This window comes from Pseudomonas cavernicola, from assembly GCF_003596405.1.
Classification (GTDB): Bacteria; Pseudomonadota; Gammaproteobacteria; order Pseudomonadales; family Pseudomonadaceae; genus Aquipseudomonas; species Aquipseudomonas cavernicola.
Map to the genome: position 1 here is coordinate 1,854,084 of NZ_QYUR01000002.1, position 14,732 is coordinate 1,868,815.

The following is a 14,732-nucleotide window of genomic DNA, read 5'->3' on the forward strand; positions in this document are numbered from 1 at the left end:
CTTAAACGGCCGGCGGTGTCAGCCCACAACCTTTGAGGATGATGTGGGTCAGGTTGGCGGTGGCGGTGCTGAAGTCGCCCTTGCTCAGCTTCTTGCGCCCGGTCAGGCGGCAGATCTGCACGGCAAAGTCGGCGTAGTGCTGGGTGCTGCTCCAGAGCAGGAAGATCAGGTGCACCGGGTCGACCGGATCCATCTTGCCGGCGGCGATCCAGGCGGCGAACACCGCCGCACGGCCACGAAACCAGTGCTGGTAATCCTGGTTGAAGTGTTCGGACAGGCATTCGCCGCCGCTGATCACTTCCATGGCGAAGATCTTCGAGGCGAGCGGCTGACGGCGGGAGAACTCCATCTTGCCTTCGATGTAGCGAGCCAGCGCTTCGGCCGGATCGTCGTCGACGGTGAGGGTGTTGAAGGTGTTGTCCCAGAGCCCGATGATATTGCGCATCACCTCGATATACAGCCCCAGCTTGTTGTTGAAGTAATAGTGCAGGTTGGCCTTCGGCAGGCCGACAGCCTGCGCGATGGTGTTCATGCTGGTGCCCTTGAAGCCGTGGCGGGCGAACTCTTCTTCGGCGGCGGCAAGGATCGCTTCTTCGTTTTTCTGGCGTATGCGCCCGACAGGTTTGCCGACGGGTCTGGCGCTGTGCGCGGGGACTTCAAAGGTCATGGGGCGATTCCGGACTGTTCAGGGAGCGGAGCGAAAGCACAGATAACCCACTGTCGGCGAGGTGACAAGCGCAAGGCGCAGAAAAGCGCCGCCGCTCACTCCCCCCTAGGCAGCGAAAACATAACTCTACGTAGGTTGGCGCTGAGCCTGTGATGCCCAACAACCGGTTCAAAGAACCGGCGCTTGGAGTTCCGTTTGGTTCACGTCTGCAATGGGAACCGCAAGCGGCTCCCTGTTGGGCATCGCTTCGCTCAGCGCCAACCTACCGATAGCGGATCGGCCCGGTGGTTGTGGTGGGCTATTGCTCACGTGGTTCGAGTTGCTGCTCCTTCCGCCCGCCCAGGTACCAACCCAGCAGGCCCCACAGGGCGGCGCAGATTGCGCCCACTAGCGCGACCAGCAACACGCCCTGGGCGAGGGTGTCGAGCAGTGCCTTGGCCCAGCCGCTGATGGCGTCGCCGGCGCGGTAGACCACGGTATCGATGAAGTTCTTCGCCTTGTATTTGGTCTGCGCGTCGAGCGGTGCGAAGAGCATTTCCCGACCGGGCCGGATGAAGGCGTATTCGCCCACGCGACGCACGATCATCAACGCTGCCAGCGCGGCGAAGGTCGGCGCCAGGGCCAGGCCGAGGAAGCCCAGGCAGACCAGCAGCGGCACCCCGGCGAGCAGCACGCGCAGACCCAGGCGTTGGGCGATGCGTCCGGTGATGAACAACTGGGCGAGCAGGGAAAGCAGCTGCACGGTGAAGTCGATCAGGCCGAACACGCGAATCTGCTCGTTGCCGTCGGGGAAGGTCTGCGCCACCAGCCGCGCCTGCTCGAAGTAGAGGAAGGTGCTCGCTGTGGCCAGGAGGATGACGAAAGCGCCGATGCCCAGCAGGTAGGGCGAGGTCAGCACGCCGGTGATGCCGCTGAACGGGTTGCCCGACACCGGTTCGCCCGGGTGCTCGCTGATAGGCGCGCCGGGTCGCCCCGCGCCGCCCACCGCGCGCCAGGCCATCAACTGATGCTTGGCCAGCAGGGTGACGCCCAGCAAAAGGGCGGCGCACAGGGTTAGCCCGCTCTCGCCGAGGATATTGATGAACAGCGCCCCCAGCGCCGGGCCGGTCAAGCCGCCACAGCTGGCACCGGCGGCGATGAAGGCGAACAGACGGCGCGCCTGGGGGGCGTCGAACACATCGGCCATCAGGCTCCAGGCCACGGACACCACGAACAGGTTGTAGACGGATATCCACACGTAAAACACTCGCGCCAGCCAGAGGTTGTCCCCGGCTTGTTTGAACAGCACGGCGAACGCCAGCAGGTTTAGGACGAAGAAACCGTATACCCAGTCGATGTAGCGTGCACGCGGCACCCGCGAGTTGAGCCAGGCGAACAGCGGCACGGCGGCGAGCATGACGACGAAAGTGGCGGTGAACAGCCATTGCAAGTTCTCCACGCCGCCCCGGATGCCCATCGCCTCGCGAATCGGCCGCAGCATGAAATAGCCGCTGAACAGGCAGTAGAACAGGCCGAAGCCACTCAATGCAGCGAGCAGTTCGGCGGGCCTGGCGTTGATCGCCATAGCCAGGCGCTGAGCTGGTGTCATGGGTGCTCCCTCTCCCCCTGCCCCTCTCCCAAGGGGAGAGGGGAGGTGATCGGCGTTGCAGTACATGCATTGGAAAAGCGCAAAACCTGTAGGAGCGGGCGATGCCCGCGAAGCTCTTGCTTGAATGGCTTTCGCGAGCTGAGCTCGCTCCTACGAAGAGCTGCAGTCTGGCTCGACATCTAATCTCCCGCGTCCCCTATCCCAGAGGGAGAGGGGAGGTCTTATCCCGGCAGCATCTCAGGCAAACGCCTGCGCGATCTTCTCCCGCAGTGCCGCATCCGGCAGGCGGCCAAGGCCTGCCTTGAGATTGTCGGCCATGTAGCGCGGGTTGGAGGTGGCGGGGATCACCACCGTCACGGCCGGGTTGGCGAGGATGAACTTGAGCAGCAGTTGCGCCCAGGAAGTGGCGTCGGTCTCCATCGCCCAGTCCGGCAACGGCTCGCCCTTGACCCGGCTGAGCAACTGGCCGCGCTGGAATGGGCGGTTGATCAGGGTGGCGATGCCGTGCTCGGCGCAGTAGGGCAGCAGGCGTTTCTCGGCGTTGCGTTCGGCCACCGAGTAGTTGACCTGGACGAAATCCACCCGCTCCTCGGCCAGCACTTCGAGCAGGTCGTCGTGGGCAGCCTCGCGGGAATGAGTGATGCCGATGTAGCGCACCTTGCCCTGCTCCTTGAGCTCGCGCAGCAAGTCGAGCTGGGTGCGGGTGTCTTGAAGGTTATGCACCTGCACCAGATCGAGCTTGTCGGCCTGCAATGCGCGCAGGCTGGCTTCGAACTGCGCCATACCGCGCGAGCGGCCAGTGGCGGAAACCTTGGTGGCGAGAAAGGCCTTGCCCTGGGTGCCGGTGCGTTTCAGCAGCTCGCCGGTGACCGCTTCCGAGGCCCCGTAGCTGGGTGCGGTGTCGATCACCCGGGCGCCACCGTTGATGAAAGTGCGCATCACCTCATCCAGGGGCTCGAGGCTGTCATCGTCGAGATCGACGTCGAAGGTGCGCGAGGTGCCCAGGCCGATCACCGGTAGTGCCTCGCCGCTGGAGGGAATCTTGCGTTGCAGCAGTTGGCCGGGCACGGCGAAGGTGAAGCGCGGCAGCAGGGGCGTGACGGCGGCGAGGGTGAGCAGGGTGGCGCTGCATTGAAGGAAGTGACGACGGCTAGGCATGGTGTCCTCCGTGGTAGCACTGCACTGGGATGTTGGAAGCCCGTGTGGGATGCGCCAGTGGCGCACCGTTCGAGCATAGTCCGGTGACCGCTGCGCTCTACAGGCTGCGGCCGCCTAGTTGTTACCTGTTGTGTCGACCTTCGACAACGCGGCGCCCTTGCCCAGACTGATACGGAAGCAGGGCGCTAGCTGGTCGCTGCCAACGCATCGAGAAAACTCTCCAGCACCAGATGCGGCCTGCGTCCCTTGCGCGTCACCGAAGCGAGGCTGAGGTCATAGAAGCGCGTCGCCGCTTTCAACGCCCGCAAGCGGCCTTGCTGCACCCACAGGCTGGCGTAGTGGTCCGGCAAGTAACCGATATAGCGCCCGGTGAGAATCAGAAAGGCCATGCCCTCACGGTCCGAGGCGCTAGCCGTGCAGTTCAACGCCTGGTATCGCGCTTGAATCTCAGGCGGCAGGCGGAAGGTCGGGGCGATGGCATCCTGGCTATTCAGGCGCTCATCCGTCAGCTGCTGGTCATCGACATAGAACAGCGGATGGCCGACCGCGCAGTAGAGCAGTGAGCGTTCGCTATACAGCGGCTGATACTCCAGCCCCGACAGCGTGCTGGCCTGCGGCACCACGCCAACGTGCAGGCGGCCGTCGAGCACGCCTTGCTCCACCTCGCTCGGCGGGGTCATGCGGATCTGGATGTGCACATCCGGCCCGCGCTCCTTCAGCAACGCCAAGGCGTGGGTAATGCGCATGTGCGGCAGGGTCACCAGGTTATCGGTCAGGCCGATGTTCAGCTCGCCGCGCAAATGCTGGTGCAGGCCGTTCACTTCGGTGCGAAAGCTTTCCAGGGCACCGAGCAGTTGCAACGAGGATTGGTAAACCTCGCGGCCTTCCTCGGTCAGGGCAAAACCGGCACGCCCGCGTTGACACAGACGCAGGCCCAGGCGCTGCTCCAGGTCGCTCATCTGTTGGCTGATCGCCGAGCGGCCGATGCCCAGTACGCTTTCCGCCGCGGAGAAGCCGCCACACTCCACCACGCTGCGAAAGATCCGTAGCAGACGGATATCGAAGTCGCTGACTTGGGCCAAGGGGGCGGGGCGGCGGTTGCTCATGGTTTAGTAAAAGCCAATCTGAGGATTAGAAGAGTCGTGTTTTTCAGACTTTATGCCCGTGGCACCTTATCGGCAAGACATTGAACCGTAGGAGCGAGCTTGCTCGCGAACAGTTCGCTAGCAAGCTCGCTCCTACGCTTGCCTTATCCGCCCAAAACGAGGCCGCCCATGAACATGCCGCAAACCGCCGATCTCTCCCTGGCCAGCCAGCTGAAGCTGGACGCCCACTGGATGCCGTTTTCCGCCAACCGTAATTTCCAGCGTGATCCGCGTTTTATCGTCGGCGCTGAGGGCAGCTACCTGATCGATGATCAGGGCCGCAAGATTTACGACAGCCTGTCCGGCCTCTGGACCTGCGGCGCCGGGCATACCCGTAAGGAAATTCAGGAAGCCGTGGCCCGTCAACTGGGCACCCTCGACTATTCGCCGGCCTTCCAGTACGGCCACCCGCTGTCGTTCAGGCTGGCTGAGAAAATCGCCGACCTGACCCCGGGCGAGCTGAACCACGTGTTCTTCACCGGCTCCGGCTCCGAGTGCGCCGACACCACCGTGAAGATGGCCCGCGCATACTGGCGCCTGAAAGGCCAGGCGAGCAAAACCAAACTGATCGGCCGTGCCCGTGGTTACCACGGCGTCAACATCGCCGGCACCAGCCTCGGCGGCATCAACGGCAACCGCAAGCTGTACGGCCAGTTCATGGACGTCGACCACCTGCCGCACACCCTGCAGCCGGGCCTGGCGTTTACCCGTGGCATGGCTGAAACCGGTGGCGTCGAGCTGGCCAACGAGCTGCTGAAACTGATCGAACTGCATGACGCCTCCAACATCGCCGCCGTGATCGTCGAGCCGATGGCCGGCTCCGCTGGTGTGCTGGTGCCGCCGCAGGGCTACCTGCAACGCCTGCGCGAGATTTGCGATGCGAACAACATCCTGCTGATCTTCGACGAAGTGATCACCGCCTTCGGTCGTATGGGCAAAGCCACCGGTGCCGAATACTTCGGCGTGACCCCGGACCTGATGAACGTCGCCAAGCAAATCACCAACGGCGCCATCCCGATGGGCGCAGTGATCGCCAGCCGCGAGATCTACCAGACCTTCATGAACCAGGCGACCCCGGAGTACGCCGTGGAGTTCACCCACGGCTACACCTACTCGGCCCACCCGGTCGCTTGCGCGGCTGGCTTGGCCGCACTGGAGTTGCTTGAGCGCGAGAACCTGATTCAGCAATCCGCCGAACTGGCGCCGCACTTCGAGAACGCCCTGCATGGTTTGAAAGGCGCGAAGAACGTGGTCGATATCCGCAACTGCGGTCTGGCCGGTGCGATCCAGATCGCCCCGCGTGACGGCGACGCCATCGTCCGTCCGTTCGAGGCTGGGATGAAGCTGTGGAAAGCCGGCTTCTATGTACGCTTCGGTGGCGACACCCTGCAATTCGGGCCAACTTTCAACGCCAAACCGGCTGACCTCGACCGCCTGTTCGATGCAGTCGGCGATGCCCTGAATCAGCTTGATTGAACGGAACGCCAAGATGAAACGACCCCAGGCCGTGCCAACCGTGCAAGTGAACAACGAGCGGGTGATCGTCACCGAATGGCGCTTTGCGCCAGGTGCCGAAACCGGCCACCACAGCCACGGTTACGACTACGTAGTGGTGCCCATGACCAATGGCACCCTGCTATTGGAAACCCCCGAGGGCGACAAGCACGCACCTCTCACGGCTGGGCAGGCGTATTTCCGCAAAGCGGGAGTCGAGCACAACGTGATCAACGCCAGCGCGCATGAAATCGTCTTCGTCGAAACCGAAATCAAATAAGCGCTGCCCAACGCAACGCTGACGCAATTTACCCCCTCTCCCTTCCAGGGAGAGGGCGGGGGAGAGGGTAAAAACTCACCCCAACCCTACAAGCCTTAAACAAGAGAGCCGACCATGAGCACCATCAAGCACCTGATCAACGGCGAGTTCGTGACCGACACCGGCCGCACTGCCGACGTGTTCAACCCGTCCACCGGCGAAGCGATCCACAAAGTCCCGCTGGCCAGCCGCGCCACCGTGCAACAAGCCATCGACGCCGCTAAAGCCGCCTTCCCGGCCTGGCGCAACACCCCGCCAGGCAAGCGTGCCCAGGTCATGTTCCGCTTCAAGCAACTGCTCGAAGCCAACGAAGCGCGCATCGCCCAGATGATCAGCGAAGAGCACGGCAAAACCCTCGAAGACGCTGCCGGCGAACTTAAGCGCGGCATCGAGAACGTCGAGTACGCCAGCGCCGCGCCGGAAATCCTCAAGGGCGAATACAGCCGCAACGTCGGCCCGAACATCGACGCCTGGAGCGACTTCCAGCCGCTCGGCGTGGTTGCCGGCATCACCCCGTTCAACTTCCCGGCGATGGTGCCGTTGTGGATGTACCCGCTGGCGATTGCCTGCGGTAACTGCTTCATCCTCAAGCCGTCCGAGCGCGACCCAAGCTCCACCCTGCTGATCGCCGAACTGCTGAACCAGGCCGGCCTACCCAAAGGCGTGCTCAACGTAGTGCACGGCGACAAAGAAGCCGTCGACGCGCTGATCGAAGCCCCGGAAGTCAAAGCCCTGAGCTTCGTCGGCTCCACCCCGATTGCCGAATACATCTATGCCGAAGGCACCAAGCGCGGCAAGCGCGTACAAGCCCTGGGCGGCGCGAAAAACCACGCGGTGCTGATGCCCGACGCGGACCTGGACAACGCCGTCAGCGCGCTGATGGGCGCCGCCTATGGCTCCTGCGGCGAGCGCTGCATGGCCATCTCCGTGGCAGTTTGCGTGGGTGACCAAGTCGCCGACGCGCTGGTCGCCAAACTGGTGCCGCAAATCAAGGCGCTGAAAATCGGTGCTGGCACTTCCTGCGGCCTCGACATGGGTCCGTTGGTCACCAGCCAACACCTGGACAAAGTCAGCGGCTATGTCGCCGACGGCGAAAATGCCGGTGCGCAACTGGTGGTAGACGGCCGTGGCCTGCAAATCGCCGGCAACGAGGGCGGCTTCTTCCTCGGCGGCTGCCTGTTCGATCACGTGACCCCGGACATGCGCATCTACAAAGAAGAAATCTTCGGCCCAGTGCTCTGCATCGTTCGGGTGAACAGCCTGGAAGAAGCCATGCAACTGATCAACGACCACGAATACGGCAACGGCACCTGCATCTTCACCCGTGACGGTGAAGCGGCCCGCCTGTTCTGCGACGAGATCGAAGTCGGCATGGTCGGCGTCAACGTACCCCTGCCGGTGCCGGTGGCCTACCACAGCTTCGGCGGCTGGAAGCGCTCCCTGTTCGGCGACTTGCACGCCTACGGCCCGGACGGCGTGCGCTTCTACACCCGCCGCAAAGCCATCACCCAGCGCTGGCCGCAACGTGCCAGCCATGAGGCGTCGCAGTTCGCGTTCCCAAGCTTGTAAGGGTTCGCGGAAAACAAAAAGGCCAGTCGAGAGACTGGCCTTTTTGTTTTTATGTGATCGCTCCCATGCTCCAGCGTGGGAGCGCAGGCTCCGCGTCCGAGCAGACCAACGCCGAGCCTAATGGACGCTGGAGCGTCGAGGGCTGCATTCCCATGCAGAGCATGGGAACGATCACGCGTTAGCCACCGGGCTGGCTTAAACCTTTTTCACAAACTCCGACTTCAGCTTCATCGGGCCAATGCCGTCGATTTTGCAGTCGATGTCATGGTCGCCATCGCATAGACGGATGTTTTTGACTTTGGTGCCGACCTTCACCACCAGCGAGGTACCTTTGACTTTCAAGTCCTTGATCACGCTAATCGTGTCGCCATCTTGCAAGACATTGCCGACCGCATCCTTGATCACCTTATCGCCATCGGTCGAGGCTTCAGCCGCGTCACCCGCAGACCATTCATGGCTGCACTCCGGGCAGACCAGTTGCTGGCCGTCTTCATAGGTGTATTCGGAATTGCATTTGGGGCAGGGCGGCAGAGTGCTCACGAAGGATCCTCACGATCAGGAATGCTAAAGGCCGCAAATTGTATAAGGTTTTGATGGCCTTGAGGCTTTGGCGGGCCAGAGGGTAAAGGGGGGCTCATACCTGATCGTTGATCGTTCCCACGCTCTGCGTGGGAACGCAGCCCTCGACGCTCCAGCGTCCATCAGGCTCTGAGTGGGAACGATCAATAGGGTGGGTTGAGCCCGCCACAATCGCCCGGCCGATCTGCCACGACTCATGCCTTATGGAGCCGGTGCTGGTGCGGGCTCCGGTAGGTTCAGCACGCCCGCATCGGTAAAGCGCACGGTTCCCCAGAAGCCACCAGCCAGCTTGCCGCGCATTACATAAGGCAAGTTCTGGCGCGGCACAGTGCCGGCCATGCCCCAGGCCTGGCGCACCACGGAGAAGGCCGAAATCGTCACCGGCACGCTGAGCAGCGATTCGCCAAAGCGCGGCACCTGCCCGCGCTGGTCACTCACCCCGCTGGCCAGCGGCAGGTCGTTTACCTCGAGTTCCAGTGCCACACCGTTGTAGTCGATGGCGGCGTCATTCGGGTTCTGCACCCGCAGCTTCACCGCAAAGCGTATCTCCAGGCCCTGGCCCGGCAGCGGTTCCAGCCCCACCAGATCGATGCGTAGCGGGTCGCGCTGGCTCAGGGTGCTGCAGGCCACCAGGCTTAGTGCCAGCAAGCTGCAGGCAGCAAGGCGCAGAAGGTTGAGGAGGGGCTGACTGGCGTTGCGGCGCATGGCATGGCTTCCGGTTCGGGGTTGTTGCATAGAGTAAAGGACAGGTTCCGGCCAGGGCTTTGCTCAATCTGGCGTTGCGGAGGGGGCCGTCGGCCTTGATGGTTCCCGCGCTGCGGACGCTCTGCGTCCGGTGTTGCAGACGCGAAGCGTCTAGGGCTGCATTCTCACGCGGAGCGTGGGAACGATCAGCACCGCATTCCCCTTTTTAGTCGTATTCCGCTTCCTCATGCTCCCCCAGCAGCCTGCGCTGTCTCGGCGTGCATGCTGCAATCACTTCGGGATTGAACTGCCACACCAGGTAGGGCGAGAACTTCTGCGCCAGCATGCGCCGGCCGTAATGCACTTGTAGCAGGTAGCGCGTCCGGTCTGCCGTGCGGTTGCGGCTGCCGGCGTGCCAAAGCTCGCTGCGAAAGAACAGCACATCGCCGGCCTGGCACAGCACCGGCTCCGCAGCCCTGCCTTGCCACTGATTTTCTCCCGCCACAGGCTTGCGCCCGGCGCGATGGCTGCCAGGTACGACCAGGGTGGGGCAGAGGTCTTCGCTGATGTCATCGAGGTAGAGGTGAGCCGTGCAGATCTGCATAGGCAACACGAAGGCCGGGGTGGCCAGCAGGGCTGGCGGCAATTCCATCGCCAGATAATCCAGATGCAACTCGGCGCCGATAAAGCCGGGGTGGCAGCGCCACGCCGTTTGGCCGATCACATGACAGTCCGCCCCCAAGGCGGCCTCGGCCAATTCGATTACGCCCGGCGGGTCGAGGTAGGGCAGCCACAGGGGATCGCGGTTGAACACGCATTTGTAGTGATCGAGCAGACCGGTGTAATCCCAGTGCTCCGGTCTGAGCCGGTCGATGGCTTCACGCAGTTCGGCGGTCTGCTGCGCGCCCAGTACGCCGGGGAGCAGCACGAAACCCTGTTCATGCAAGGCTTGCTGGCGGGTGGCGGTAAGCCTTGGGTCGATGGTGGCAGTACTCATGGCGCGCTCCCTTCAATCCCCACTTAGCATGCTTGCATGATCGCTGCGGTTTGAAAATTACCCCTGCGAAGTGCCTGAAGACTGGAGCCCGGAGGATGGGTGTCACTACGCTCCTCGGCCCTGACGGTCTGCGCTTCTACATCCGCCGCAAGGCCATCATCCAGAGCTGGCCACTGCGTGCGAGTCATGAGGCTTCGCAGTTTGCGTTCCCACATTTGCTATGGGCGATGGGTGCGTCCGCTGCGGCCAGTGGTGGATAAGAGAAGCGTTATCCACCCCTACGAAGACTGATGATCCAACGCTGGGTGGAAAACCCGCGAAGCGGTTTCCCAACGAGCGGACTTCTTGGCTGGCTCGCTGCATCCGTGCACGCCGAATTGAATATAGATCAGCCTCTTCGATGATTTGCAGATTGCGCCCCGCCGCTGTGAACGGAGCGACGAGTTGTTCGTCTGATTGGCTATGGAAGTTTATAGCGATTAGTTTTATTAAATAAAAAAACGTAACAATATCAATAGATTACTAATCAAAACTTACTATTCTTGAATGCAGACAAAATATTGACTTGGTTGTGCCGCGCAACTAATACCTTAAACACGCTCAAGCAATAAAAGTGTTCGATGCGCTTGAGTGGGGTGCTCAGACATATGTGCCGGCTAGGGCAATGGCGCGCAGTCTGTCTGGGCCGCCCTTCAGGTATCGGCTGGCGCTTTTATCACGCCTGCCCGTGCAGGCAGATGGTGTGACAACTTCTTCAGTGCCATCCGCAACATCCGGCAGAGCGTGCCGTGACTTTGGCTCTTTGGCGTCGTGCAGTGAGAGGGAGGCTGTGAAATGGACAGAGTGGGCGCCGAGGCAGAAAAGATACAGCCAGCATCGGCTCGCGTCACCGCTACACGAGCCGCTAGCAGATATCCCGTCAGGCGCCTTTTGTGCTTTCTAGCCGGCCTGCTTGTGGCAGCGCTGGGCGCGGCTGACGAACCTCAGGGCAATGACAATCAGGGTAATGACAAGTGGCTGGAGCCGGCACGTTCCAAGCTCATGCATGTGATTGGTGGGATGCCGTTCTTTCCGCATCGGGCCAATACCACGGACAACGCCGTTTTGAATGTGAAGGACTTCGACGATGCCCAGGTCTGTGGCGCTTGCCATACGGAGATCTACAGGCAATGGCGCTCTTCGATGATGGCCCAAGCCTGGGATGAACCCATCTATCGGGCCTTGCTCAAGCATGCGAGCGAGGCCACCGATGGGCGGGTCGATAACTTCTGCACCGGCTGCCATAGCCCGATCGGCCTCACGACCGGGCAGATTACTTCGGAACTCAACCGCTCCTCGATTGAAGACAGCACAAAGAATCATCCGATGCCTGGGGTCGACTGCGAGACCTGCCACAACATCAGTGCCCGCACCGGCCTCGATAACGGCGCTTATGTCTTGAGCCCGCGAGCGAACGGTAAACCGACTAAGTTCGGCCCGCGTAAAGATGCCGTTTCGCCTTATCACGACACCGTGTATTCCGCTCTGCACACGCGCTCGGACTTTTGCGCGACCTGCCACAATGTCACGCACCCGTTCAGCAGCGTGGCGGTCGAGCGTACCTATGACGAATGGCTGGAGAGCCCCTACAGCCTCAACGATGAAACCTGCCAGGACTGCCACATGCCGGGTTTTGCGGGTAAGGCCGCGATCATGGGGCCAGACCGCGAGCAGGTCGCCTCGCATTGGTTCAGCGGGGCCAACGCTACGGTGCTTGCGTATCTAGGCCAGCACGAAGGCGCGCAACGTGCGCGCGACATGCTCGCACGCGCGGCGGCAATTCATTTTCAGCAACTGCCGGCAGCCATCATGCCCGGGCACTACACCTCGGTAGCGGTCAAGGTTGCCAATGTCGGCGCCGGGCACAAGCTGCCGACCGGTTTTCCGGAGGGGCGAGAGATCTGGATCGATTTCCGGGTGCTGGATGCCAGTGGTCGCGAGCTCTATCGCCTGGGCTCGATCAAGGACGGTAAGACCGAGAACGGCACGCGAAACTTCAAGGTGCGCCTGGGCGACAAGGACGGCAATGAGCTAGATGTAGAGGTCTGGAATGCCACGCAAATTCTCTCGGATAACCGCATTCTGCCCAAGGGCTACGATACTCGGGAGTTCTCCTTCCTAGTGCCGGCCGATGCCGTCGGGCCGCTCACATTGACTGCGGAGCTGAACTACTGGCCGTTTTCGCAGAAGCTGGCCGACTACCTGCTCGGCAAGGATAAGTTGCAGGTGGAAATCTCCCGGATGGCCAAAGTCACGCAGAGCGTACCCCTCTCGACAAATCTGCCAACCGCAGGGACAGGAGGCGCTGCCAGCGCCGTGCAGTTTTAGGTGTGCATAGTCGGTGTCTGGGTTGTGCCCAGGCCTCTCTCACCCCGCCCCGCTCTGGTGTCCTGGCCACTGCGCATGCTTCACCTCGTTGCGCCTTGCTTCGAGGGGAGGAGGGCTTTCGACAGGGGTTCGCTGTGCAACAAATACCTTTAGTTGGAGCCTCGGGAAGCGCTACGGACTCATGCGGGGCTGAGGCCGCGAATGCTCTGTTTCAGGTTCACCCTTGGTGTAAAAAATAAAAAACTAACAAAACGTCTGCATTTGTAAAAAAACGTTTAGTTACAGCATGTTAAATGATTATTTAGCCTCCTAAACAAAACGATTTGGCGACTTTTATGGAGCCTTTCGGCTGTAATCGTTTGACATATTTTACGAGCTAGGCAGACTGCGCCGCCGTGGAGTCAGGCAAATAGGCCGCTGCTGGGGCCGTAACAGCCCATTCCGTGGTGCGCTTTGCCTGGCCTGCCAAGCTAAAAACAAAAACATCTGCCGGTCGCGGCAACGTCTGCTTGAGCTTCCCTTGTGTGAGCGTGCAGACCGACGACGGGCTAGAGCCATTGGAACAAGAGCAAATGCTGATTTGGTTTGTTACAGGTTACCTGCTGATCACTCTGGGTATTGGTTTCTACGCCTCCACCCGCGTACGCAACTCGAATGACTTCGCTGCTGGGGGGCGCAGTATGTCGTTCCCGATTGTGGCGGCAATGGTCTTTGCCACATGGTTCGGCTCGGAAGCCGTGCTGGGCATTCCGGCCACGTTTATCGAAGAAGGTTTCGCCGGGATCATCGAAGACCCCTTCGGCTCATTCGGCTGCCTGATGCTGGTGGGCCTGGTCTTCGCCCGCCCGCTGTACCGGATGAACCTGCTGACCATCGGCGATTTTTTCCGCAAGCGCTTCGGCCCCAAAGTCGAGCTGATCACCAGCCTGGTGATCATCGGCTCTTACCTGGGCTGGATCGCTGCGCAGCTCACCGCGCTGGGCCTGGTCTTCAATGTGCTCTCTGATGGTTCCATCAGCACCACCAACGGCATGCTGATCGGCACGGCGATCGTGCTGGTCTACACCTTGTTTGGCGGCATGTTGTCGGTGGCGTTTACCGACTTCTTCCAGATGGTCATCATCGTCGTCGGCCTGGGATATCTGACTTGGCTGATTGGCGACATGGCCGGCGGCGCCGACGTGGTGATCAGCCATGCGGCGGCAGCGGGCAAGTTCACCTTTATCAACAGCTTCGAGCCCAAGGATATCGTCGCCTTCATCGGTGCGGCGGTGACCCTTATGTTCGGCTCGATTCCGCAGCAGGACGTGTACGCTCGCGTGATGTCGGCCAAGACCGAGAACATCGCCGTGCGCGCCACGGTGGTCGGCGGGGTGTTCTACCTGTGCTTCTGCATGCTGCCGATCTTCCTCACCTATGCCGCGTTGATGATCGATCCGGAAATGGTCAAGAAATGGCTGGCGGAAGATGCGCAGATGATCCTGCCGCACCTGATCCTCGAGCGCACGCCACTGTTCGCCCAGATCATGTTCTTCGGCGCGCTGCTCTCGGCGATCCTGTCGACCGCTTCTGGCACCCTGCTGGCGCCATCGGTGACTTTCACCGAGAACGTGCTCAAGCGCTTTATGCCGGAGATGAACGACCGTCAGTTCCTTAAGGCCATGCGCGTCAGCATCTTCTTCTGCGCCATCGCGACCTTGAGTTTCGCGCTGTACTCCGATGCGAGCATTTACGAGATGGTCGGCAATGCTTACAAAGTGACGCTGGTGGCTGCCGTGGTGCCGTTGTTCGCCGGGCTGTTCTGGAAGCGCGCCACGACCCAGGGCGCTTTGTTGGCGGTTGCTTTCGGTCTGCTTTCCTGGGGGACGTTGGAGATGACTTATCAGGACGCTGATTTCTGGCCGCCCCAGTTGGCCGGTTTGCTATTCAGTCTGCTGGGCATGCTGCTGGGTTCGCTGTTGCCGCAGTTCTTGCAGGACAAGCAGGCGCCTGCAGAGGCCCCGGTTTTCGCTGGGCAAGAAGCCTATTAAGGCATTGCAAATGCGGTCATAGAAAAGCTGGCGGTTCTGTAGGTCTCGCTTCTTCTCGCAACTCTCTCAGCCCCGATTCGCTCCCCGCGGATTGGGGCTGACTTTTTCCAGGCTGGAAAGTGGGGCTGGCGAGGT

The 14,732-nt window shown here is 61.4% G+C and carries 12 protein-coding genes and 1 pseudogene; 6 read left to right on the forward strand and 7 right to left on the reverse strand.

Annotated elements, in window-relative coordinates:
• Position 1: 1 nt before the first annotated feature.
• The 4 genes from D3879_RS08960 to D3879_RS08975 form a co-directional block, all read right to left on the reverse strand.
• Positions 2–667 (reverse strand): TetR/AcrR family transcriptional regulator, encoded by a 666-nt coding sequence (locus D3879_RS08960; protein ID WP_119953786.1) that lies wholly within the window; start codon positions 665–667, stop codon positions 2–4.
• A 298-nt stretch (positions 668–965) separates the two neighbouring features.
• Positions 966–2,255 carry an NTP/NDP exchange transporter gene (locus D3879_RS08965; RefSeq protein WP_119953789.1) on the reverse strand — a complete coding sequence of 430 codons (1,290 nt, stop codon included), beginning with the start codon at positions 2,253–2,255 and terminating at the stop codon, positions 966–968.
• 237 nt (positions 2,256–2,492) lie between these two features.
• Positions 2,493–3,413, reverse strand: coding sequence for an aldo/keto reductase (locus tag D3879_RS08970; RefSeq protein ID WP_119953791.1), 921 nt, complete (start codon positions 3,411–3,413; stop codon positions 2,493–2,495).
• 185 nt (positions 3,414–3,598) lie between these two features.
• A complete protein-coding gene (locus tag D3879_RS08975) occupies positions 3,599–4,519 on the reverse strand; it encodes a LysR family transcriptional regulator (RefSeq protein WP_119953793.1) in 921 nt (306 codons plus the stop codon).
• A gap of 168 nt (positions 4,520–4,687) precedes the next feature.
• Between D3879_RS08975 and aptA the strand changes: the two genes are divergently transcribed.
• The 3 genes from aptA (at position 4,688) to D3879_RS08990 (ending at position 7,940) form a co-directional block, all read left to right on the forward strand.
• Positions 4,688–6,034 (forward strand): omega-aminotransferase AptA, encoded by a 1,347-nt coding sequence (gene aptA / locus D3879_RS08980; RefSeq protein WP_119953795.1) that lies wholly within the window; start codon positions 4,688–4,690, stop codon positions 6,032–6,034.
• Positions 6,035–6,047: 13 nt separating this feature from the next.
• Positions 6,048–6,332, forward strand: a complete 285-nt coding sequence (locus D3879_RS08985; RefSeq protein ID WP_119953797.1) for a cupin domain-containing protein — start codon at positions 6,048–6,050, stop codon at positions 6,330–6,332.
• A gap of 114 nt (positions 6,333–6,446) precedes the next feature.
• Positions 6,447–7,940, forward strand: a complete 1,494-nt coding sequence (locus tag D3879_RS08990) for a CoA-acylating methylmalonate-semialdehyde dehydrogenase (RefSeq protein ID WP_119953799.1) — start codon at positions 6,447–6,449, stop codon at positions 7,938–7,940.
• A gap of 195 nt (positions 7,941–8,135) precedes the next feature.
• Here D3879_RS08990 and D3879_RS08995 read toward each other — a convergent pair whose 3' ends face one another.
• The 3 genes from D3879_RS08995 to D3879_RS09005 all read right to left on the reverse strand — a co-directional run bounded on the left by D3879_RS08995 (position 8,136) and on the right by D3879_RS09005 (position 10,200).
• Positions 8,136–8,480: a zinc ribbon domain-containing protein YjdM gene (locus tag D3879_RS08995; RefSeq protein WP_119953802.1), complete on the reverse strand. Its 345-nt coding sequence runs from the start codon at positions 8,478–8,480 to the stop codon at positions 8,136–8,138.
• Between the two features lie 240 nt (positions 8,481–8,720).
• Positions 8,721–9,224 (reverse strand): LEA/WHy family protein, encoded by a 504-nt coding sequence (locus D3879_RS09000; protein WP_119953804.1) that lies wholly within the window; start codon positions 9,222–9,224, stop codon positions 8,721–8,723.
• Positions 9,225–9,429: 205 nt separating this feature from the next.
• Positions 9,430–10,200: a phytanoyl-CoA dioxygenase family protein gene (locus D3879_RS09005; protein WP_119953805.1), complete on the reverse strand. Its 771-nt coding sequence runs from the start codon at positions 10,198–10,200 to the stop codon at positions 9,430–9,432.
• Positions 10,201–10,316: 116 nt separating this feature from the next.
• On the opposite strand from D3879_RS09005, the pseudogene D3879_RS26505 reads away from it, so the two are divergent.
• The 3 genes and pseudogenes from D3879_RS26505 to D3879_RS09015 form a co-directional block, all read left to right on the forward strand.
• A pseudogene (locus D3879_RS26505) lies at positions 10,317–10,460 on the forward strand (hypothetical protein); the annotation flags it as partial.
• A gap of 574 nt (positions 10,461–11,034) precedes the next feature.
• Complete coding sequence (locus D3879_RS09010) at positions 11,035–12,567, forward strand: multiheme c-type cytochrome (protein ID WP_119953807.1); 1,533 nt, start codon at positions 11,035–11,037, stop codon at positions 12,565–12,567.
• Between the two features lie 572 nt (positions 12,568–13,139).
• Entirely contained in the window at positions 13,140–14,597 is a 1,458-nt protein-coding gene (locus D3879_RS09015; protein WP_119953810.1) for a high affinity choline transporter 1, read from the forward strand.
• Positions 14,598–14,732: the final 135 nt, after the last annotated feature.

Coding starts and splice junctions, on each gene's coding strand:
- D3879_RS08960 (WP_119953786.1), bottom strand. CDS start 667: ATGACCTTTGAAGTCCCCGCGCACAGCGCCAGACCCGTCGGCAAACCT.
- D3879_RS08965 (WP_119953789.1), bottom strand. CDS start 2,255: ATGACACCAGCTCAGCGCCTGGCTATGGCGATCAACGCCAGGCCCGCC.
- D3879_RS08970 (WP_119953791.1), bottom strand. CDS start 3,413: ATGCCTAGCCGTCGTCACTTCCTTCAATGCAGCGCCACCCTGCTCACC.
- D3879_RS08975 (WP_119953793.1), bottom strand. CDS start 4,519: ATGAGCAACCGCCGCCCCGCCCCCTTGGCCCAAGTCAGCGACTTCGAT.
- aptA (WP_119953795.1), top strand. CDS start 4,688: ATGAACATGCCGCAAACCGCCGATCTCTCCCTGGCCAGCCAGCTGAAG.
- D3879_RS08985 (WP_119953797.1), top strand. CDS start 6,048: ATGAAACGACCCCAGGCCGTGCCAACCGTGCAAGTGAACAACGAGCGG.
- D3879_RS08990 (WP_119953799.1), top strand. CDS start 6,447: ATGAGCACCATCAAGCACCTGATCAACGGCGAGTTCGTGACCGACACC.
- D3879_RS09000 (WP_119953804.1), bottom strand. CDS start 9,224: ATGCGCCGCAACGCCAGTCAGCCCCTCCTCAACCTTCTGCGCCTTGCT.
- D3879_RS09005 (WP_119953805.1), bottom strand. CDS start 10,200: ATGAGTACTGCCACCATCGACCCAAGGCTTACCGCCACCCGCCAGCAA.
- D3879_RS09010 (WP_119953807.1), top strand. CDS start 11,035: ATGGACAGAGTGGGCGCCGAGGCAGAAAAGATACAGCCAGCATCGGCT.
- D3879_RS09015 (WP_119953810.1), top strand. CDS start 13,140: ATGCTGATTTGGTTTGTTACAGGTTACCTGCTGATCACTCTGGGTATT.